Source organism: Pseudomonas sp. S2_B07 (assembly GCF_054668435.1).
This window is the reverse complement of sequence record NZ_CP162769.1, coordinates 2,095,682-2,113,615: the sequence shown is the minus strand read 5'-3', so window position 1 is coordinate 2,113,615 and position 17,934 is coordinate 2,095,682. Positions and strand designations below refer to the sequence as shown.

The window sequence follows — 17,934 nt, the reverse complement described above, 5'->3', positions numbered from 1 at the left end:
GTTTGGTGAGCATTTCAATTTGCAAAAAAACCTGAATTTTTCTATAGGTCAGAGCCTCACGGCTCTGGCCTTGTTTTGTTGTTCCCGGAACAAAAATACCGGCGTATTGTTCCCGGTGTTCCTTGCTCCATATCGCTTAACCATGCTCGTCGTAACGGGAGCCGTATGTCGATACCACGCTTGAAGTCTTACCTTTCCATTGTTGCCACCGTGCTGGTACTCGGTCAGGCGGTCACTGCGCAAGCGGTCGAACTGCCTGATTTCACCCAGTTGGTCGAGCAGGCCTCGCCTGCCGTGGTGAACATCAGTACCACCCAGAAACTGCCGGACCGCAAAGTGTCCGGGCAAATGCCGGACCTTGAAGACCTGCCGCCACAGCTGCGCCAGTTCTTCGAGCGGGGCATGCCTCTACCGCGTTCGCCTCGTGGTGATCGCCAGCGTGAAGCCCAGTCCTTGGGTTCTGGCTTCATCATTTCGCCTGATGGCTACATCCTGACCAACAACCATGTGATTGCCGATGCGGATGAAATCCTCGTGCGTCTTGCTGATCGCAGTGAGCTGAAAGCCAAGCTGGTCGGCACTGATCCACGTTCCGACGTGGCGCTGCTGAAGATTGAAGGCAAGGGCCTGCCAGTGCTTAAACTCGGCAAATCCCAGGACCTGAAAGCCGGTCAGTGGGTGGTCGCCATCGGTTCGCCGTTCGGTTTCGACCACACCGTGACCCAAGGCATCGTCAGCGCCATCGGGCGTAGCCTGCCAAACGAAAACTATGTGCCGTTCATCCAGACCGACGTGCCGATCAACCCGGGTAACTCGGGTGGCCCGCTGTTCAACCTTAATGGCGAAGTGGTCGGGATCAACTCGCAGATCTACACCCGCTCCGGGGGCTTCATGGGCGTATCGTTCGCGATCCCTATCGATGTCGCCATGGATGTTTCCAATCAGCTCAAAGACGGTGGCAAAGTCAGCCGTGGCTGGTTGGGTGTGGTGATTCAGGAAGTGAACAAGGACCTGGCCGAGTCGTTTGGTCTTGAGAAACCGGCCGGTGCGCTGGTCGCTCAGATCCAGGACGATGGCCCGGCAGCCAAGGGTGGCCTGCAAGTGGGCGACGTGATCCTGAGCATGAACGGTCAGCCGATCGTCATGTCGGCCGATTTGCCACATCTGGTAGGCGCACTGAAAGCGGGCGCCAAGGCCAATCTTGAAGTGATTCGCGAAGGCAAACGCAAGAACGTCGAACTGACGGTCGGCGCGATTCCTGACGAAGGCAAAGAACTGGATTCGATGCCTAAGTCGGGCGTTGAAATCAGCAGCAATCGTTTGGGGGTCTCCGTCGCCGAACTGTCTGATGAGCAGAAGAAAACCTACGACCTCAAAGGTGGTGTGGTGATCAAGGAAGTTCAGGACGGTCCTGCCTCGCTGATTGGCTTGCAACCAGGTGACATCATCACTCACCTGAACAACCAGGCCATCAGCTCCAGCAAGGAGTTCACCGAGATTGCCAAGGCGCTGCCGAAGAACCGATCGGTATCGATGCGGGTTCTGCGTCAAGGTCGTGCCAGCTTCATCACCTTCAAACTGGCTGAATAAGCCGGTTGTTGGCTGAATAAAAAAACGCCTCGAAAGAGGCGTTTTTTTGTGCCCGGAATTTGCAGCCAGGCCGTCAGCCCATCATGTCCTTGATCATGCGCTCCTGCTCCATCAACTCACGCTGACGTGCATCGATACGCGAAGACAACGGGAAGTTGCTGCCAGCCTTACGCTTGGCGAAGTCCAGTTGCTGAATGGCCTGACGATAGTCGCCGACCAATGCAAAGTACTCCGCGCGAGCTTGATGCAGGCCGATGATGTTGCCGGAAAGGCCGCGAGTCTCGGCCACCTGATACCACACGTCAGGATCGTCCGGGCGTGACTTGAGCAGGCCTTCCAATGCCTTTTCAGCATCGGCGGTGCGGTTCTGTTTCAGCAGCAGATCGACACGCACCTGATTCAGCGGATAGTTGCCGGGGTATTGCGTGAGCAACCGGTCGACGCGTGATTGAGCATCCGGCAGGCGATTGTTGGTGATGTCCAGATCGACTTCCGCCAGGTTATAGATGATCTCGTTCGGCGCCTTGGCCAGCAGAGGCTTGAGGTTCTCCCGAGCTTCATTCAACTGACCCCCCTTGATCTGGGCGATGGCCAGGCCATAACGCGCGACATCGTTTTTCGGGTTTTCTTCAAGCAGGGCACGGAAGCGCTTGGCGCCCAGGCCAGGGGTTTCTTCGTAGAACAACTGGACGCGCGCGCGAATCAGCTGATAACGCAGGGTGTCCTCGATGCCGCCCTGCGGAGCCTGTTCGGCGCGGTTGCGGGTGTCGGCGATCCGCGATTCGGTGACCGGGTGAGTCAGCAGGAATTCCGGTGGCTTGGCGTCGAAGCGGTACTGGCGCCCCAAGCGCTCGAACATGGTCGGCATCGAGCGCGGGTCGTAACCGGCTTTTTCCAGATTGACGATGCCGATGCGGTCGGCTTCCTGTTCGTTCTGACGCGAGAAGCGTCGCTGTTCCTGGATCGCCGCCGCTTGCGTACTCGCAATGGCCGCGATCCCGGCATCGCCGGCACCGGCCGCCGCAATCACGATCCCGGCCAGCAGGGCGGCCATCATCGGCACTTGCATGCGTTGCTGCGCTTCAATGCCACGGGCAAAGTGGCGTTGCGACAAGTGAGCCAATTCGTGAGCCAGTACCGAGGCGTATTCACCCTCGGTCTGCGCATTGAGGAACAAGCCGCCGTTGACCCCGACAATCCCGCCCGGCGCCGCAAAGGCGTTGAGCTGCGGGCTGTTGATCAGGATGAACTCCAGGCGCCGGTCATTGACCTGGCTGGTCTCCACCAGTCGGTAAACGCTGGATTCGACGTAATCCTTGAGCTGCGGATCGTTGAGCTGCGCCACCTGGCTGCGCAGCAGCGCCAGCCACGCACGGCCCAACTGGTGTTCCTGTTGTGGCGAGACGATGGCAGAACTGGCGTCGCCGAGTGACGGCAGGTCGTCGGCAAAGCCCGGTGAGGCAAGCAGGCAAGCGAGCGTCAGCAGGGTAGGGCGCAAAAAAGTCATGCACAAAGCCTTAGTCGACAAAGACCTTACTGTAGCCGGACACTGGGCTTGGGACCAGATATTCTAGGCAACTCAACCACCTGACTCGGAGTGAAACAATGACCGACGCTGTAGAGCATGACGTCGAACTGGACGCCAGCGGCCTGAATTGTCCGTTGCCCTTGCTCAAGGCCAAGCTGGAGCTCAATCGCCTGGCCAGCGGCGCGGTGCTCAAGGTAATCGCCACGGATGCGGGTTCGCAGCGTGACTTCCGCACCTTTGCCCGATTGGCCGGTCATACGCTGCTTCGCGAAGAAGATGAGGCGGGTGTTTACCGCTACTGGTTAAAAAAAGCCTGAAACCTGCTGCGTTCGTTTTTAAGGAATATTGATGTTCAAGGTGTTACGCGACTGGATTCAGCGCTACTTTTCCGATGAAGAAGCCGTGGTGCTGGCGGTGCTGCTGGTGCTGGCATTCACCGCCGTGCTCACCTTGGGCGGCATGCTCGCGCCGGTACTGGCCGGGATGGTGCTGGCGTACCTCATGCATGGCCTGGTGGCCACCCTCGAACGTTTGCGCATGCCCGGTGGCGTGGCGGTGGGGCTGGTGTTCACACTGTTCATGGGGGCGCTGCTGGTCTTCATGATTGTCCTGGTGCCGCTGCTGTGGCATCAGCTGATTACGCTGTTCAACGAGTTGCCCGGCATGCTCGCCAAGTGGCAGTCGCTGTTATTGCTGCTGCCCGAGCGCTATCCGCATCTGGTGTCCGATGAGCAGGTATTGCAGGCCATCGAAGTGGCACGGGGCGAGATCGGCAAATTCGGCCAGTGGGCGCTGACGTTCTCGTTGTCGAGTCTGCCGTTGCTGGTGAACATCATGATCTACCTCGTTCTGGTGCCGATCCTGGTGTTCTTCTTCCTCAAGGACCGGGAGATGATCGGCCAGTGGGTGCGCGGTTACCTGCCCCGTGAACGGGCGTTGATCACCCGCGTCGCTCATGAAATGAACCGGCAGATTGCCAATTACATTCGCGGCAAGGTCATCGAGATCTTCATCTGCGGCGGTGTGACCTACATCGGTTTTGTCGTGCTGGGGCTTAACTACGCCGCGCTGCTGGCCTTGCTGGTGGGCGTGTCGGTGGTGGTGCCTTACGTCGGCGCTGTGGTAGTGACCGTGCCGGTCATGCTGATTGCTCTGTTCCAGTGGGGCTGGAGCGATCAGTTCATCTATTTGATGGCGGTCTACGGGATCATTCAGACGCTGGACGGCAACGTGCTGGTGCCGTTGCTGTTCTCGGAGGCGGTCAACCTGCACCCGGTCGCGATCATTTGCGCGGTGCTGTTGTTTGGCGGGTTGTGGGGATTCTGGGGGGTGTTTTTTGCGATTCCGCTGGCGACGCTGTTCAAGGCCGTGCTGGATGCGTGGCCGCGCAAGGAGCCAGAAGTCGCGCCGCTGCTTTAGTACTACAGTGAGGCTGATGGCCTCCATCCCGAGCAAGCTCGGTCCCACAGGAATATCACGATACCTGTGGGGCCGAGCTTGCTCGCGATAGCGTCGTAACAGGCGCCAAAAAAATCAGGCCTTATTCAAAGCCTGAGCCGCCGCCAACACCGCATCCACATGCCCCGGCACCTTCACACCGCGCCATTCCTGACGCAGTACACCGTTCTTGTCGATCAGGAACGTGCTGCGATCGACGCCCATGTATTCCTTGCCATACAGCTTCTTCAGCTTGATCACATCAAACAGCTGGCAAAGCGCTTCTTCCTTGTCGCTGATCAGCTCGAAGGTGAACGCCTGCTTGGCCTTGAAGTTTTCGTGGGACTTGAGGCTGTCACGCGACACGCCGAACACTTCGGTGTTGGCCGCTTTAAACGCCTCAAGCTGATCGCGAAAGCCCTGACCTTGAGTGGTGCAACCCGGCGTGCTGTCCTTGGGATAGAAGTAGATCACCACTTGCTTGCCTTTAAGGCCCGCGAGGCTGACGGTCTGTCCATTGGTGGCGGGTGCTTCGAAGTCGGCAACCGGTTGGTCGATGGCAACGGCCATGAAAGCTTCCTTACATTGGGTTTTGTGGGCGCCACGGTTCGATCAGCGCGTCCAGGTTCAGCGCGTCGGCGAAATCCAGGAACTGATCGCGCAGCCAGCTGATCTGCACGCCAGCCGGCAAGGTCACGGTAAACGTGGCGTTGAGCATGGTGCCGCCGGTTTGTGGCGCCTGATAGGTGTCACAGGTCAGGTTTTCCAACTCGACGTTGTGGTCCATGAAGAACTGGCACAGCTCATTGATGATGTCAGACCGGTAGGCCGAACTGACATAAGCCACGTAAGGCAGCGCCTGAGGACGGTTCTCCAGGGCCGCGCTGCGCACCACATTGACGGTGAACGCATGCTTTTTGGAGAGGCTCGGCAAGCTGCCTTCCAGACGCGCCAGGGCGTCCCAGCTACCGGAAATCTCGAGGATCAACGCACTGCACTCGCCATGACGGGTCAGGCGGGAAGTGACCACGGCGCAGCGATTTTCATGGCTGGCGCGGCACAGGACGTTAGTCAGCTCCATGGGGTTGGCGCCGAGGGCACTGATGACAAGGAATTGTTCGCGAACTGTGGGGGTGGACATGCAGCATTCCTAAAGCGATGAGCGGTCGGTACGACTAAGGGCTTTTTTCGGGGACAAGCCTGCGGATGCGAATTCAGAAAACCCGAGTCACAAGTTGCAACGTGCTCCAGTGAGGCCGGAGCGAGGGGTGGCAACGCTGGATCGGGGCTTGTGATGCCGTAAATGGAGGCTTGAACCTGGCGTACGAGCTTATCAGTACCGATCAAAGTCTGAAGGGTAGCGAAAAGCAACGCCAAGGGGAATGGCGGCAGCGCAGTACTTTGCTTGTGCAAGCATCTTGGCGCCAGTACCATTACCGCTCTCTTTTTCCGGCAGGAGCGGTTTCATGATTGCGGGCAGTATGGTGGCACTGGTCACACCCATGGATGCACAAGGGCGTCTTGACTGGGACAGCCTCAGCAAACTCGTGGACTTCCACCTTGAAAACGGCACCCATGCCATTGTCGCGGTCGGTACTACCGGCGAGTCGGCAACCCTCGACGTAGACGAGCACATCGCGGTCATCAAGGCCGTGGTCAAACAGGTCAATGGCCGTATTCCGGTGATCGCCGGCACCGGCGCCAATTCGACCCGTGAAGCCGTCGAACTGACCCGCAACGCCAAAGCGGCCGGCGCCGATGCCTGCCTGCTGGTCGTTCCGTACTACAACAAGCCGACTCAGGAAGGCTTGTACCAGCACTTCAAGCACATCGCTGAATCGGTCGACATTCCACAGATCCTCTACAACGTTCCTGGCCGCACCTCCTGCGACATGCAGGCCGAGACCGTGATTCGCCTGTCCACCGTGCCGAACATCATCGGTATCAAGGAAGCCACTGGCGACCTGAAACGTGCCAAGGCAATCCTTGATGGCGTGAGCAAGGACTTCATCGTGCTGTCCGGCGATGATCCGACCGCTGTCGAGCTGATCCTGATGGGCGGCAAGGGCAATATCTCCGTCACCGCCAACGTTGCCCCGCGCGAAATGGCCGACCTGTGCGAGGCCGCGCTCAAGGGCGACGCCGAAACTGCACGGGCCATCAACGAAAAATTGATGCCGCTGCACAAGGACCTGTTCATCGAAGCCAACCCGATTCCGGTGAAGTGGGCTTTGGTCGAAATGGGCCTGATGCATGAAGGCATTCGCCTGCCGCTGACCTGGCTGAGCACACCTTGTCATGAAACGCTTCGCTCGGCCCTGCGCCAGTGCGGCGTCCTGGTTTAATTGAGGAAGTACAACGCATGAAGCGAATGGCCGGACTTTCCGCACTTGCCTTGATTATCTCCAGCACCAGTGGCTGTGGATGGGTCTGGGGCCCGGAAGGTTATTTCCGTGACCGTGGTAGCGACTACCTGGAAGCGCAACAGACAGCACCCATGCAATTGCCACCGGATGTCACCACCGCCAAACGTCTGGATCCGCTGCTGCCGATCCCGCGTAACGTGGCCGATGACACCGCCAAGGGCGAATACATCGTTCCTCGTCCGCAGCCGTTGTCGGCGTCGGCCGATGCCAGTGCCTACTCCCTGCAGAAAGTCGGCGATTCGCGTTCGATCCTGGCGCAGAACCCTCCGGCCGAAGTCTGGCCAGTGGCTGTGCAGTTCTTCCAGGACAACGGTTTCCGTCTGGATGAACAAAAGCCGCAAACCGGCGAATTCACCACGACCTGGCAGCATTCCGACGAACTGTCCGCAGCGATGGCTAAACGCCTGAGCGCAGCCGGCGTCAGCACCGACAGCCAGACCCGCGTGCGAGTGCGGATCGAGCCGGGCGTGCAGCGCAACACCAGTGAAGTCTATGTGGTCAGCGCCGAGCGTCCTGCCGGCAGCACCGCCGATGTGGACTTCACCAACCGTTCGGTCAACACCGGCCTGGACGCAGCACTGGTCGACGACATGCTCGCGAGCATGAGCCGCATTTCGGAGAAGGGCGGTTCGGTCTCCATGCTGGCTTCGCGTGATTTCGATACGCCAAGTCGTATCAGCATGAGCGAAGACGGCAGCGGCAACCTGGTTCTGAACGTCGGCAACGACCTCGACCGTGCCTGGTCGAGCGTCGGTCGTGCGCTGGAACAGGGCGAATGGCGCGTTGAAGACATCAACCGCAGCCTGGGCCTGTACTACATCAACCTGTCCGAAAAAGCCGAGAAGAAAGACGAGAAGCCTGGCTTCTTCAGCAACCTGTTCGGCAGCGCGCCGAGCAAGGAAGAAGTTGAAGCCCGTGCCGAGCGTTATCAGGTTCGCCTGAGCAAGGTCGGTGAAAACGTCCAGGTAACCGTCGAGAAAAACATCAACACCGTGGCGCCGGCAGACGTGGCGCGTAAAGTGTTGAGTGAGATTCAGGACAAACTGGGCTGATCACATGCGTTTTGCCGTTCTCGGCAGCGGTAGCCAAGGGAACGGCACGCTGGTAGCCAGCGATGACACGTATGTGCTGGTGGATTGTGGTTTCTCCCTGCGAGAAACCGAAAAACGCCTGCTGCGCCTGGGTGTGAACCCTGCGCAGTTGAGCGCGATACTCGTGACCCACGAACATGCCGACCACGTGCATGGCGTGGGTTTGCTGTCTCGGCGCTACAATCTGCCTGTCTACCTCAGTCGCGGGACCCTGCGCGGGATGCGCAAACCGATTGAACCGGCTGGCCTTCTGGCCGGCGGCGAGCAACTGCAGATCGGCGCTCTGAGCATCGGCGTCATTGCCGTGGCCCACGATGCACAGGAGCCGACGCAATACGTCTTCAGCGACGGTGAGCGGCGCTTCGGCCTGCTGACCGACCTGGGCTCGTATTGCAACACGGTGCTGGACGGCTATCGGGACCTCGATGCGTTGATGATCGAGTCCAACCATTGCCGTGACATGCTGGCTCGCGGTCACTACCCCTACTTTCTCAAGCAGCGGGTGGGCGGTGAACTGGGACATCTGAACAACCACCAGGCGGCATTCCTGGTGTCTGAGTTGGGCTGGCAAGGCCTGCAACACCTGGTCCTGGCCCATCTGAGCAGCAAGAACAACCTGCCGCAGCTGGCCCGGCAATGTTTTGTCGACACCCTCGGGTGCGACCCGGACTGGCTGCAACTGGCCGATCAAGATTCAGGGCTCGACTGGCGACACATCGCCTAGCCCATCTACTTAGCAAGCGGAGCCCATCATGGAAAAACGTGAAGAACTCTACCGCGGCAAAGCCAAATCGGTTTACAAGACCGATGACGCTAACCGCTTGATCCTGCTGTTTCGCAACGACACCTCGGCGTTCGACGGCAAGCGCATCGAGCAGCTCGACCGCAAAGGCATGGTGAACAACAAGTTCAACGCTTTCATCATGCAGAAACTCGAAGCCGCCGGCGTGCCGACCCAGTTCGACAAACTGCTGGGCGACAACGAATGCCTGGTGAAGAAGCTCGACATGATCCCGGTCGAGTGCGTCGTGCGTAATTACGCCGCCGGCAGCCTGGTCAAGCGCCTGGGCGTCGAAGAGGGCATGAAGCTCAACCCTTACACCTTCGAACTGTTCCTGAAGGACGACGCCAAGGGCGACCCGTTCATCAACGAATCCCACGTCGTGGCCTTCGGTTGGGGCACCGCCGAGCAACTGGTTCGCATGAAAGAACTGTCGCTCAAGGTCAACGAAGTCCTGAGCAAACTGTTCGACGACGCCGGCCTGCTGCTGGTCGACTTCAAACTCGAATTCGGCGTATTCCACGACGGCTCCATCGTCCTGGGCGACGAATTCAGCCCGGACGGCTGCCGCCTGTGGGACAAGGCCACCGGCAAGAAAATGGACAAGGACCGCTTCCGTCAGGGCCTCGGTGACGTCATCGAAGCCTACGAAGAAGTCGCCAATCGTCTGGGCGTACCGCTTTAATCGACGCAAGCATCTGATAGCACAGAATTATTTTGCTTAGGGGGGTTCGCTTCCTGCGAAAGTGTTGTTATGATGCGCGCCGTTGGAGAGATGCCAGAGTGGCCGAATGGGACGGATTCGAAATCCGTTGTACCTTCACCGGTACCTAGGGTTCGAATCCCTATCTCTCCGCCATTACATAGAAAAAGCCCCGTAGCTGAAAAGTTACGGGGCTTTTTCGTTTCTGATGTTTCGCTCAGGGAATTTTTAGCTTCGCTTTCAACCAGAGTTGGAAGCCCCTGATATCTCGGGCGAATACTCAGAGTGGCGGGGCACTAACTTGCTGTCTTTTCACTCTTCCGAACAGGCCGTGGCGAAACAGCCTTCACCACATCATCGATTAGCGCTTTTCCCATCGAAGTCAAATAGTGCGCAGCCCAAGCATGACGGTCGGTGTCTTTTGCATAAGCTGCGTCCTCTGTGAGTGCCTTGGCCAGGAACAGGAAGTCCGAGGCCTGTGCCAATGCAACACTGATGGGCACACCCGCGCTGACGTGGAACATTGCATTGTCTGAGCAATAGATAGGGGTGAAGCCGATCGTTTTTGTTTCTGCAGGTTCGGTCATTTTCCACCTCCAGTGAAGGGGCGGTTTTGGAGGAGATCGAGCGAAGGAGCTTTACGCAACATGGAGTCGCGCAGAGAGAAAAGACCAAATTTGTACGGATTTACAATGTGCATTTGTCCAACTCCTTGACATAAAGAGCTGCCACTTCGTTTCCAAGCGAATGGGTGGCAGCTGCGCGCAGGTTGGAAACCGGGAGTCAAGGAGACCGGCACGCCCGAGGGCGTCCCACGCACAGCCGCCATAACACAGCATTGCAGGCAAAAAACGGCTGCAATAGTCATGGGGTTGCTGTTGCGTGACTCAACGGGTTTCCAAGCCCGATCGCTGAATGTTCAGCGACGTCTGGAGAGTATCCCGTCGAATATATGGCCACAAGGCGGCAACCTGCTCAAAAGCACAGCAAGCATACCCCCTTACGCAACTCTCGGATTTTGCCTACAACCTCGTCGAGAGTCACCCAGATATTCTGGTAACCGTGAAACACAAAACCTGAACGCCAAACATTCAGCGACTGCTCGAAACGCCGGGCACCAGACGTTCAAAGAAGCAAGACCCAACGTAGTTCGTGATGTGAGGGCTTTTCTTGGACAAGCAGGAGTCACCCCATGAACGAAATGAACTACCAAGGCTATACCGCCCGCATTGAATACAGCGAAGAAGACAGCCTGTTTGTCGGCCACATCACGTGCATCAAGGATATCGTTGGCTTTCATGGCGAGTCAGTACGGGAGCTTCGAGAAGCATTTGAAGTGGCCGTCACTGATTATCTGGATACGCGTGCCAATCTCTCGACCCGCCTAGCACGCGGTACCGAATGACGACCGTGATAGTCCACCAATCCGGTATCACTACCGCCAAGCGATAACCGCGAAGCACCATTCCAAATTCAGGAAACAAGGCAAATCCACGTCATTAGCTATCATGCAATACACAACAAATATCCGGATGACGGAGGACGCATGAACAAATGGCAACGGCTTTGGTTGTCTGTGAAGCTGATAACAGCCGTAGCGGCCTGCGTAGCCGCCGGTGTTCAGGCTTTCTTTTACATGATGGACAGCACTGACGCCTCCCGAATACACCCGCTGAGTATTCTGGTTGCCGGGCTGATCTTCGGCTTCATCACCTTCGGACTTCTTTCATTCATTGAAGAAGGTATACGGCGACTGTTAGCCCCATTGTTCACCGCCAAACCCCAACCTCAAGCGAACGCTGATGCCGATTCAGAGCTGGTAGCGCAGCCGCCGCTCATCCTGTCTGCTGATGATTCAACTCAACAGAAGAGCCTGTGAGCTGACATTCGGCGGCCAATGCCAAACCCTCAAAACGTAGGCGGCGTCACCACCCAAATCACCACCGCATCCACTTCCCCGGGGTTCCCATACCGATGCGGTTCCTGGCTGGAAAAACTAAAGCTATCCCCTTCACCCAGCAAAAAGTGCCGTTCCCCCACCCACAACTCAAAACTGCCCGACAGCACATACCCCGCCTCTTCACCTTCATGGCTGTAACTTTGCTGACTGTAAGCCCCCGGCGGAAACCGTGAGTGCAGCATCTCCAGTTGCCGATTCGGCTGCGGCGTCAGTAGGTGATCAACGATGCCGTCTTCGTAATGCACGCTCATCCGGGTGTTTTTGCGCACGACAATGCCGTCATCTTCCGGCGCCGTTTGCGTTTCGCTGGCGAAGAACCATTGAATGGTCACGCCCAGGCTCCGGGCGATGTTGAACAGGGCCGGGATGGAAGGGTAGGCGAGGTTGCGTTCGAGCTGGCTGATGTAGCCCGCTGTCAATTCGCTCATCTGCGCCAGTTCGGCCAGGGTCATGCCCCGGCGTTTGCGCAAGCCTCGAATCCGAGTGCCGAGAAAATGCGGTTCCGCCGAAGGCGTGGCGGCGTCCTGTATGGGCGCGCCGGTGGCAGGCTGCATCTTGCTGCTGTTGCTCATGGCGTGCTCCAAACCGGGGTTCGCAAAACCCCGGAGTATAAACAGCCTTAAAGCTCCCAGGCGACTTTCAAACCCTCGTAGATGGCTTCTTCGGCGGTGCGCGGGGCGAGGCAGTCGCCGATGCGGCGAAACTCCACCAGGCCTTGCAGTTCTGCGCCGAGGGTATCGACGGGTTGATGGCCCTGGCAGAGCACCAGGGTGTCGATGTTTTCGAAGATCATCGGCTCGCCGCTGGCGGTGTGTTGCAGGTAGACGGTGTTGTCGTCGCAGCCATAGAGGCGGGCGTAGGGGGTGATCGGGATGCCGAGCTTGTGCAGTTCGCCGGCCAGTTGATCACGCACGTACAGCGGCAGGTTTTCCCCGCAATGGGTGCCGTTGACCGCCAGTTGCACTTGATGCCCGGCGCGGACCAGGCGTTCGGCGATGCCGGGGCCGATCCAGTCGCAGCGCCAGTCGACCACCATCACCGAACGACCGATTTGTACCTCGTCGCGCAGCACTTGCCAGGCGTCGACCACCTGTAAGTCACCGCCGCGCTCGAACGCCGGCCAATACGGTTCGGCACCGGTGGCGACGATTACCATGTCCGGCCGTTCGCGCTCAACCAGCGCCCGGTCGACGCGGGTGTTGCGCACCACGCGCACGCCGGCCAGTTCCATTTCCCGTTGCAGGTTGGTGCTGGCGCCGCCGAATTCAGCGCGTTTTGGTAACAGTTGCGCGAGCAAAACCTGGCCGCCTAGTTGCGAGTTGGCTTCGTACAGAGTTACGTCGTGTCCGCGCTGGGCGGCGACGGCAGCAGCCTTCATGCCGGCGGGACCACCGCCCGCGATCATGATGCGTTTACGTTGCTTCGCCGGTTGCCGTTGGCCGAAGATCAATTCGCGCCCGGTTTCCGGGTGCTGGATGCAGGAAATCGGCAAGCCTTTGTGGAAGTGACCGATACAGGCCTGATTGCAGGCGATGCAGGCGCGCACATCTTCGACGTGGCCGGTGTCGGTCTTGTTGGGCATTTGCGGGTCGCAGATCAGCGCGCGGGTCATGCCGCAGACATCGGCCTGACCGCGCGACAGAATCAACTCGGCTTCCTGCGGCTGGTTGATGCGCCCGGTGACGAACAGCGGAATCGACAGGCCGGCCTTGAACGTTCCGGCCTCCTTGGCCAGGTACGCCGCTTCGATCGCCATCGGCGGCACGATGTGCACCGCGCCGCCCAAGGAAGCCGAGGTGCCGGCAACAATGTGCACGTAATCCAGCAGCGGTTGCAGCGATTGCACGGCCGATAAGGATTCGTCTTCGGTCAGCCCTTCGGGATCGCGTTCGTCGGCGGAGATGCGCAGGCCGATGATGAAATGCTCGTCGGTGTTGGCGCGCACGGCGGCGATCACTTCGCGCAGAAAACGCAGGCGCTGGTCGAGCTCACCGTTGTAGCCATCGGTGCGACGGTTGACCCGTGGATTGATGAATTGCGCCGGCAGGTAACCGTGGCTGGCGACCACTTCGACGCCGTCGATGCCCGCCTGATACAAGCGTCGGGCCGTCGCCCCGTAACCGGCAACGATCTCGTCGATCATCGTCTGATCCAGCGCCCGCGGCATCACCCGGAAGCGTTCGTTGGGCACCGCCGATGGCGAGTACGCGACGGCCAGCAGGCCATCGCTGGACTCCATGATTTCGCGCCCCGGGTGGAAGATCTGCGACAGCACCACGGTGCCGTGTGCGTGGCAGCTCTCGGCAATCTTTCGATAACCCTCGATGCACGCGTCATCGGTCGCCATCAGCACGTGCGAGGTGTACCGCGCGCTGTCATGCACCCCAGCCACTTGCAGCACGATCAGCCCGACACCGCCTTCGGCTCGCGCGGTGTGATAGGCGATCAGTTGCTCGTTGACCAGGTTGTCGGTGGGCATCGACGTGTCGTGACCGCTGGACATGATGCGATTTTTCAGGCGTTTGCCCCGCAGCTGCAAGGGTTCGAACAGGTGTGCAAAAGCGGCGGAAGAGGACGGCATGGTGCGGGTACTCCGGGCAGGCTGAAGCCGAAAGGCCGGGTTTTCGGCATTGTTATTATTTGCCTATAGAAATTTACCTTCAGTAAAAAATCAACTTGTTTTTTTACTGTCGCTCGCAGTAGATTCATTTGGCGCCCGCACCTGGGGCGAACCTCACAACAATAAAAAAGGGTCACGGCGGCGTTGAGTCGCGTGGCACCTGCAAGAGGAACCACTGATGAAATCGAACACGCTCAAGCACGGTTTTTATCCCTTGATGCTGTCCCTGGCCATGGGCCTGGGCAGCGCTCAGGCAGCACCGGACATGGTGGTGGTAGGTTACGGCGGTGCCGGCCAGAAAGCCCAGGATGTGGCGTTTTTCCAGCCGTTCAGCGTCGCGGATCACAGCAAGCTGATCCAGAGTGAATACAACGGCGAGATGGCCCGGATCAAAGTGATGGTCGATACCGGCAATGCTGATTGGGACGTGGTGCAGATCGAAGGCCCGGACCTGATGCGCGGCTGCGATGAAGGCATGTACGAGAAACTCGACTGGAGCAAACTCGGCCGCGTCGATCAACTGATACCCGATGCGGCACAGGCGTGCGGTTCGGCGGCGCTGGTATGGAGCGTGGCGATTGCCTACGACACGCAGAAACTGGCGCAGGCCCCGACGTCGTGGGCAGATTTCTGGGACGTGCAGAAAATCCCCGGCAAGCGTGGCCTGCGTAAACGCGCGGTGTACAACCTGGAATTCGCCTTGCTGGCCGACGGGGTGAAAGTCGAGGACGTGTATTCCGTGTTGAACACCCCGCAAGGTGTCGACCGCGCCTTCGCCAAACTCACCCAGCTCAAGCCTTACATTCAGTGGTGGGAAGCCGGCGCGCAACCGGCGCAATGGCTGATGGCCGGGGATGTGGTGATGACCTCGACCTACAGCGGACGTGTGGCCGCGGCCGCGCAAAACGGCAGTCACCTCGGGCTGGTCTGGCCGGGCAGTCTGTATGGCATGGATTACTGGGCGATCATCAAAGGCTCGAAACATGTCGATCAGGCCAAGCGCTTTATCGCCTTCGCCAATCAGCCGGATGCTCAGGTCAAGTACGTCGAGCAGATTCCGTACGGCCCGACCAATACCGAAGCCGCCGCCAAACTGGACAGCAAACTCGCGCAATGGGTGCCCACCGCGCCGCAAAACCTGAAGGGTGCGCTGTCGATGGACGTGGCGTTCTGGGTGGATCACGGTGAAGAACTTGAAGAGCGCTTCAACGCCTGGGCCAGCAAGTAATCGCAAGCGGCTGGACGTGGCAGCGCGTCCAGCCTTACTGTTTCGCGCAGTCGATCAGCCTGGAGACCTAGAACAATGAACGAGATCGCCACGTTTTCTCAGCGCAGCGCCACCGAGCAACACCTGCGTGAGGAGTTGGCCGCCTGCTACCGATTGATCGCGCACTTTCGCATGACCGATCTGATCTTTACCCACATCTCGGTGCGCATACCGGGGCCTGAGCATCACTTCCTGATCAATCCGTATGGGTTGATGTTCGATGAAATCACCGCGTCCAACCTGGTGAAGATTGGCCTGGATGGCCATGCCGTGGAGGCGTCGCCGTACCCGGTGAATCCGGCGGGGTTTGTGATTCACAGCGCGATTCACGGGGCTCGTGAAGACGCGCAGTGCGTGCTGCACACCCATACCAAATCCGGATGTGCGGTCGCGGCGTTGAAGTGTGGGTTGTTGCCGGTGAACCAGATCTCGATGGAGTTCTATGGCCGGGTTGCGTACCACGATTATGAAGGGGTGGCGCTGGACATGGGTGAGCAGGAACGTCTGGTGCGGGACCTTGGTGATAAGCCGGTGTTGATGCTGCGCAACCATGGTTTGTTGACTGTGGGGGAGACCGTCAGCCAGGCGTTTTTGCGCATGTATTACCTGGAGAAAGCTTGCGAAATTCAGCTTGCCGCGCAGGCAGCGGGTGAGTTGGTGTTGCCGTCGGCGGAGGTTTGCGAACACACCGAGCGCCAGTTCAATGACCCTGGCCGGCCGCTGGAAGAAGGCGAGTTGAGTGACCCGGATGCCATGCAATTGGCTTGGGCTGCGATGCTGCGATTGCTTGATCGGGTGGCGCCGGGTTATCGGGATTGACCGATGTTCCTCTATTGATCGGGCTGGCCCCTTCGCGAGCAGGCTCGCTCCCACAGGGTTTTGTGTCGGGCACAAATAATCGGGTGCAACTCAGATCAAATGTGGGAGCGTGGCTTGCCCGTGATGGGCGCGACACGGTCTCAGAACCCTGCAACCGACTAGAGACTTTCCACCCTCTTGCTGTACAGTCGTTCAGCGCGCGGATTAACCCACCGCGTCCCTAACGATTGATCCCACGGAGAGTGTCGCGCATGAGTCAGGAAGCCCGTTTTTCCCGCATGGAGCCGGAGTTGCGCAAGGCCAATCTGATCGAGGCGACGCTGGTGTGCCTCAAGCGCCACGGTTTCCAGGGCGCCTCGATCCGCAAGATTTCCGCCGAGGCCGGTGTTTCGGTCGGGCTGATCAGCCATCACTATTCTGGCAAGGATGAACTGGTGGCCGAGGCCTATCGCGCGATCACCGGCCGCGTCATGAGCCTGCTGCGCGAGGCCATGGCCCACGCGGCACCCAATGCCCGCGAACGACTGTCGGCATTCTTCCGCGGTTCGTTTTCCGCCGAATTGCTCGATCCGCAATTGATCGACGCCTGGCTGGCATTCTGGGGCGCGGTGCGTACCGCCGAGTCGATCAACCTCGCACACGAACATTCCTACGGCGAGTACCGCGGCATCCTGCGCAAGGTCCTGACCGATCTGGCACAGGAAGAAAACTGGGAAAATTTTGACGCCGATCTCGCCGCCATCAGCCTCAGCGCCTTGCTCGACGGTTTGTGGCTGGAGTCGGGCCTCAACCCCGGCACGTTCACGCCGGAGCAGGGCATCCAGATTTGCGAAGCCTGGGTCGACGGATTGCAAGCGGGCGGTCGCCAACGGTTTTGCGTCCAGACGACGGGCTGTTGATCAGTCGTTCAGCAGTCGATACTCTCTGGCGCCACAGCAACAAAACACTCTAATAAGAAACACGCCTTCGGGCACACGCGGGACACCATGCGATGACTCCTCGGGTATTGATCGTCGACGACGATCCGTTGATTCGCGAACTGCTGCAGGCCTACTTGTCCCAGGAAGGTTACGAGGTGCATTGCGCCGCCACGGCGGAGCTGGCCGACACGTTCCTGGCGAGCCAGACGGTCGATCTGGTGATGCTCGATATCCGCCTGCCGGGCAAGGACGGTCTGACGCTGACCCGGGAGCTGCGGGTGCGTTCGGAAGTCGGGATCATTCTGATCACCGGGCGCAACGACGAAATCGACCGCATCGTCGGCCTTGAATGCGGCGCCGATGACTACGTGATCAAACCGCTCAACCCTCGCGAACTGGTGTCCCGGGCGAAAAACCTGATACGCCGGGTGCGTCACGCGCAAACGCCGCAACCGGTGGCAGCCGTCGCCAAACCGGTCAAACAGTTCGCTGACTGGGCGCTGGACACCGACCGCCGACGACTGATCGACCCGACAGGCACCGAAACCCTGCTGACCCACGGCGAGTACCAATTGCTCAGCGTGTTCCTGCGCAACAGCGGCCACACCTTGAGCCGCGATCAATTGATGGACCAGATCCGCAACCGCGAATGGGTACCCAACGATCGCTCCATCGACGTGCTGGTCGGACGCTTGCGCCGCAAGTTGCACGACGACCCGGCCGAGCCGCAATTGATCATTACCATTCACGGCGCCGGTTACCTGTTCACCGCCAGCGTGGCGGCCTGAACCC

General features: G+C 59.2%; 18 protein-coding genes, 1 tRNA gene and 1 pseudogene. 14 read left to right on the top strand and 6 right to left on the bottom strand.

The annotated features are described in order from the left end of the window. Positions 1–165: 165 nt before the first annotated feature. Positions 166–1,590 (top strand): DegQ family serine endoprotease, encoded by a 1,425-nt coding sequence (locus AB4N43_RS09830; protein WP_460153918.1) that lies wholly within the window; start codon positions 166–168, stop codon positions 1,588–1,590. Positions 1,591–1,663: 73 nt separating this feature from the next. Here AB4N43_RS09830 and AB4N43_RS09825 read toward each other — a convergent pair whose 3' ends face one another. Next, positions 1,664–3,097, bottom strand: coding sequence for a M48 family metalloprotease (locus tag AB4N43_RS09825; protein ID WP_027925534.1), 1,434 nt, complete (start codon positions 3,095–3,097; stop codon positions 1,664–1,666). A gap of 98 nt (positions 3,098–3,195) precedes the next feature. Between AB4N43_RS09825 and AB4N43_RS09820 the strand changes: the two genes are divergently transcribed. Continuing rightward, positions 3,196–3,435, top strand: coding sequence for a sulfurtransferase TusA family protein (locus tag AB4N43_RS09820; protein ID WP_027925533.1), 240 nt, complete (start codon positions 3,196–3,198; stop codon positions 3,433–3,435). A 31-nt stretch (positions 3,436–3,466) separates the two neighbouring features. Continuing rightward, on the top strand, positions 3,467–4,537 hold the full coding sequence (locus AB4N43_RS09815; RefSeq protein WP_027925532.1) for an AI-2E family transporter: 1,071 nt from the start codon (positions 3,467–3,469) through the stop codon (positions 4,535–4,537). A gap of 114 nt (positions 4,538–4,651) precedes the next feature. Here AB4N43_RS09815 and AB4N43_RS09810 read toward each other — a convergent pair whose 3' ends face one another. Both AB4N43_RS09810 and AB4N43_RS09805 read right to left on the bottom strand, forming a co-directional pair. Further along, positions 4,652–5,125, bottom strand: a complete 474-nt coding sequence (locus tag AB4N43_RS09810) for a peroxiredoxin (RefSeq protein ID WP_027925531.1) — start codon at positions 5,123–5,125, stop codon at positions 4,652–4,654. A 10-nt stretch (positions 5,126–5,135) separates the two neighbouring features. After that, the gene (locus AB4N43_RS09805) at positions 5,136–5,696 is read right to left on the bottom strand and encodes a glycine cleavage system transcriptional repressor (protein ID WP_027925530.1); all 561 of its coding nucleotides are present in this window, start codon (positions 5,694–5,696) and stop codon (positions 5,136–5,138) included. Between the two features lie 325 nt (positions 5,697–6,021). On the opposite strand from AB4N43_RS09805, the gene dapA reads away from it, so the two are divergent. From dapA to AB4N43_RS09780, 5 genes are all read left to right on the top strand, one after another. Beyond that, the gene (gene dapA, locus AB4N43_RS09800) at positions 6,022–6,900 is read left to right on the top strand and encodes a 4-hydroxy-tetrahydrodipicolinate synthase (RefSeq protein ID WP_027925529.1); all 879 of its coding nucleotides are present in this window, start codon (positions 6,022–6,024) and stop codon (positions 6,898–6,900) included. Positions 6,901–6,917: 17 nt separating this feature from the next. Beyond that, complete coding sequence (gene bamC / locus AB4N43_RS09795) at positions 6,918–8,033, top strand: outer membrane protein assembly factor BamC (protein ID WP_027925528.1); 1,116 nt, start codon at positions 6,918–6,920, stop codon at positions 8,031–8,033. 4 nt (positions 8,034–8,037) lie between these two features. Continuing rightward, positions 8,038–8,796: an MBL fold metallo-hydrolase gene (locus AB4N43_RS09790; RefSeq protein ID WP_123433871.1), complete on the top strand. Its 759-nt coding sequence runs from the start codon at positions 8,038–8,040 to the stop codon at positions 8,794–8,796. A 28-nt stretch (positions 8,797–8,824) separates the two neighbouring features. Then, positions 8,825–9,538, top strand: coding sequence for a phosphoribosylaminoimidazolesuccinocarboxamide synthase (gene purC, locus AB4N43_RS09785; RefSeq protein WP_007944067.1), 714 nt, complete (start codon positions 8,825–8,827; stop codon positions 9,536–9,538). Positions 9,539–9,622: 84 nt separating this feature from the next. Continuing rightward, a tRNA-Ser gene (locus AB4N43_RS09780) sits at positions 9,623–9,712 on the top strand. 140 nt (positions 9,713–9,852) lie between these two features. Here AB4N43_RS09780 and AB4N43_RS09775 read toward each other — a convergent pair. Further along, a complete protein-coding gene (locus tag AB4N43_RS09775) occupies positions 9,853–10,143 on the bottom strand; it encodes a DUF3077 domain-containing protein (protein ID WP_059181455.1) in 291 nt (96 codons plus the stop codon). Positions 10,144–10,748: 605 nt separating this feature from the next. On the opposite strand from AB4N43_RS09775, the pseudogene AB4N43_RS09770 reads away from it, so the two are divergent. Together AB4N43_RS09770 and AB4N43_RS09765 are read left to right on the top strand one after the other, a co-directional pair. Next, positions 10,749–10,931: pseudogene (locus tag AB4N43_RS09770) on the top strand (toxin-antitoxin system HicB family antitoxin); the annotation flags it as partial. A 171-nt stretch (positions 10,932–11,102) separates the two neighbouring features. Then, positions 11,103–11,435 carry a hypothetical protein gene (locus tag AB4N43_RS09765; protein ID WP_460153914.1) on the top strand — a complete coding sequence of 111 codons (333 nt, stop codon included), beginning with the start codon at positions 11,103–11,105 and terminating at the stop codon, positions 11,433–11,435. A 29-nt stretch (positions 11,436–11,464) separates the two neighbouring features. Here AB4N43_RS09765 and AB4N43_RS09760 read toward each other — a convergent pair whose 3' ends face one another. Together AB4N43_RS09760 and AB4N43_RS09755 are read right to left on the bottom strand one after the other, a co-directional pair. Beyond that, the gene (locus tag AB4N43_RS09760; RefSeq protein ID WP_460154207.1) at positions 11,465–12,070 is read right to left on the bottom strand and encodes a cupin domain-containing protein; all 606 of its coding nucleotides are present in this window, start codon (positions 12,068–12,070) and stop codon (positions 11,465–11,467) included. A 65-nt stretch (positions 12,071–12,135) separates the two neighbouring features. Further along, complete coding sequence (locus AB4N43_RS09755) at positions 12,136–14,097, bottom strand: oxidoreductase (protein ID WP_460153913.1); 1,962 nt, start codon at positions 14,095–14,097, stop codon at positions 12,136–12,138. Between the two features lie 217 nt (positions 14,098–14,314). On the opposite strand from AB4N43_RS09755, the gene AB4N43_RS09750 reads away from it, so the two are divergent. The 4 genes from AB4N43_RS09750 (at position 14,315) to AB4N43_RS09735 (ending at position 17,930) form a co-directional block, all read left to right on the top strand. Beyond that, positions 14,315–15,364 (top strand): ABC transporter substrate-binding protein, encoded by a 1,050-nt coding sequence (locus tag AB4N43_RS09750; RefSeq protein ID WP_027925901.1) that lies wholly within the window; start codon positions 14,315–14,317, stop codon positions 15,362–15,364. Between the two features lie 75 nt (positions 15,365–15,439). Next, positions 15,440–16,222, top strand: coding sequence for a class II aldolase/adducin family protein (locus AB4N43_RS09745; protein ID WP_027925900.1), 783 nt, complete (start codon positions 15,440–15,442; stop codon positions 16,220–16,222). A 251-nt stretch (positions 16,223–16,473) separates the two neighbouring features. Beyond that, complete coding sequence (locus AB4N43_RS09740) at positions 16,474–17,121, top strand: TetR family transcriptional regulator C-terminal domain-containing protein (RefSeq protein WP_027925899.1); 648 nt, start codon at positions 16,474–16,476, stop codon at positions 17,119–17,121. A gap of 92 nt (positions 17,122–17,213) precedes the next feature. Beyond that, positions 17,214–17,930, top strand: a complete 717-nt coding sequence (locus AB4N43_RS09735) for a response regulator (RefSeq protein ID WP_027925898.1) — start codon at positions 17,214–17,216, stop codon at positions 17,928–17,930. Positions 17,931–17,934 lie beyond the last annotated feature (4 nt).

Bases quoted from the DNA above. Each gene is read 5' to 3' on its own strand.
- AB4N43_RS09830 (WP_460153918.1), top strand. From the start codon at position 166: ATGTCGATACCACGCTTGAAGTCTTACCTTTCCATTGTTGCCACCGTG.
- AB4N43_RS09825 (WP_027925534.1), bottom strand. From the start codon at position 3,097: ATGACTTTTTTGCGCCCTACCCTGCTGACGCTCGCTTGCCTGCTTGCC.
- AB4N43_RS09820 (WP_027925533.1), top strand. From the start codon at position 3,196: ATGACCGACGCTGTAGAGCATGACGTCGAACTGGACGCCAGCGGCCTG.
- AB4N43_RS09815 (WP_027925532.1), top strand. From the start codon at position 3,467: ATGTTCAAGGTGTTACGCGACTGGATTCAGCGCTACTTTTCCGATGAA.
- AB4N43_RS09810 (WP_027925531.1), bottom strand. From the start codon at position 5,125: ATGGCCGTTGCCATCGACCAACCGGTTGCCGACTTCGAAGCACCCGCC.
- AB4N43_RS09805 (WP_027925530.1), bottom strand. From the start codon at position 5,696: ATGTCCACCCCCACAGTTCGCGAACAATTCCTTGTCATCAGTGCCCTC.
- dapA (WP_027925529.1), top strand. From the start codon at position 6,022: ATGATTGCGGGCAGTATGGTGGCACTGGTCACACCCATGGATGCACAA.
- bamC (WP_027925528.1), top strand. From the start codon at position 6,918: ATGAAGCGAATGGCCGGACTTTCCGCACTTGCCTTGATTATCTCCAGC.
- AB4N43_RS09790 (WP_123433871.1), top strand. From the start codon at position 8,038: ATGCGTTTTGCCGTTCTCGGCAGCGGTAGCCAAGGGAACGGCACGCTG.
- purC (WP_007944067.1), top strand. From the start codon at position 8,825: ATGGAAAAACGTGAAGAACTCTACCGCGGCAAAGCCAAATCGGTTTAC.
- AB4N43_RS09775 (WP_059181455.1), bottom strand. From the start codon at position 10,143: ATGACCGAACCTGCAGAAACAAAAACGATCGGCTTCACCCCTATCTAT.
- AB4N43_RS09765 (WP_460153914.1), top strand. From the start codon at position 11,103: ATGAACAAATGGCAACGGCTTTGGTTGTCTGTGAAGCTGATAACAGCC.
- AB4N43_RS09760 (WP_460154207.1), bottom strand. From the start codon at position 12,070: ATGCAGCCTGCCACCGGCGCGCCCATACAGGACGCCGCCACGCCTTCG.
- AB4N43_RS09755 (WP_460153913.1), bottom strand. From the start codon at position 14,097: ATGCCGTCCTCTTCCGCCGCTTTTGCACACCTGTTCGAACCCTTGCAG.
- AB4N43_RS09750 (WP_027925901.1), top strand. From the start codon at position 14,315: ATGAAATCGAACACGCTCAAGCACGGTTTTTATCCCTTGATGCTGTCC.
- AB4N43_RS09745 (WP_027925900.1), top strand. From the start codon at position 15,440: ATGAACGAGATCGCCACGTTTTCTCAGCGCAGCGCCACCGAGCAACAC.
- AB4N43_RS09740 (WP_027925899.1), top strand. From the start codon at position 16,474: ATGAGTCAGGAAGCCCGTTTTTCCCGCATGGAGCCGGAGTTGCGCAAG.
- AB4N43_RS09735 (WP_027925898.1), top strand. From the start codon at position 17,214: ATGACTCCTCGGGTATTGATCGTCGACGACGATCCGTTGATTCGCGAA.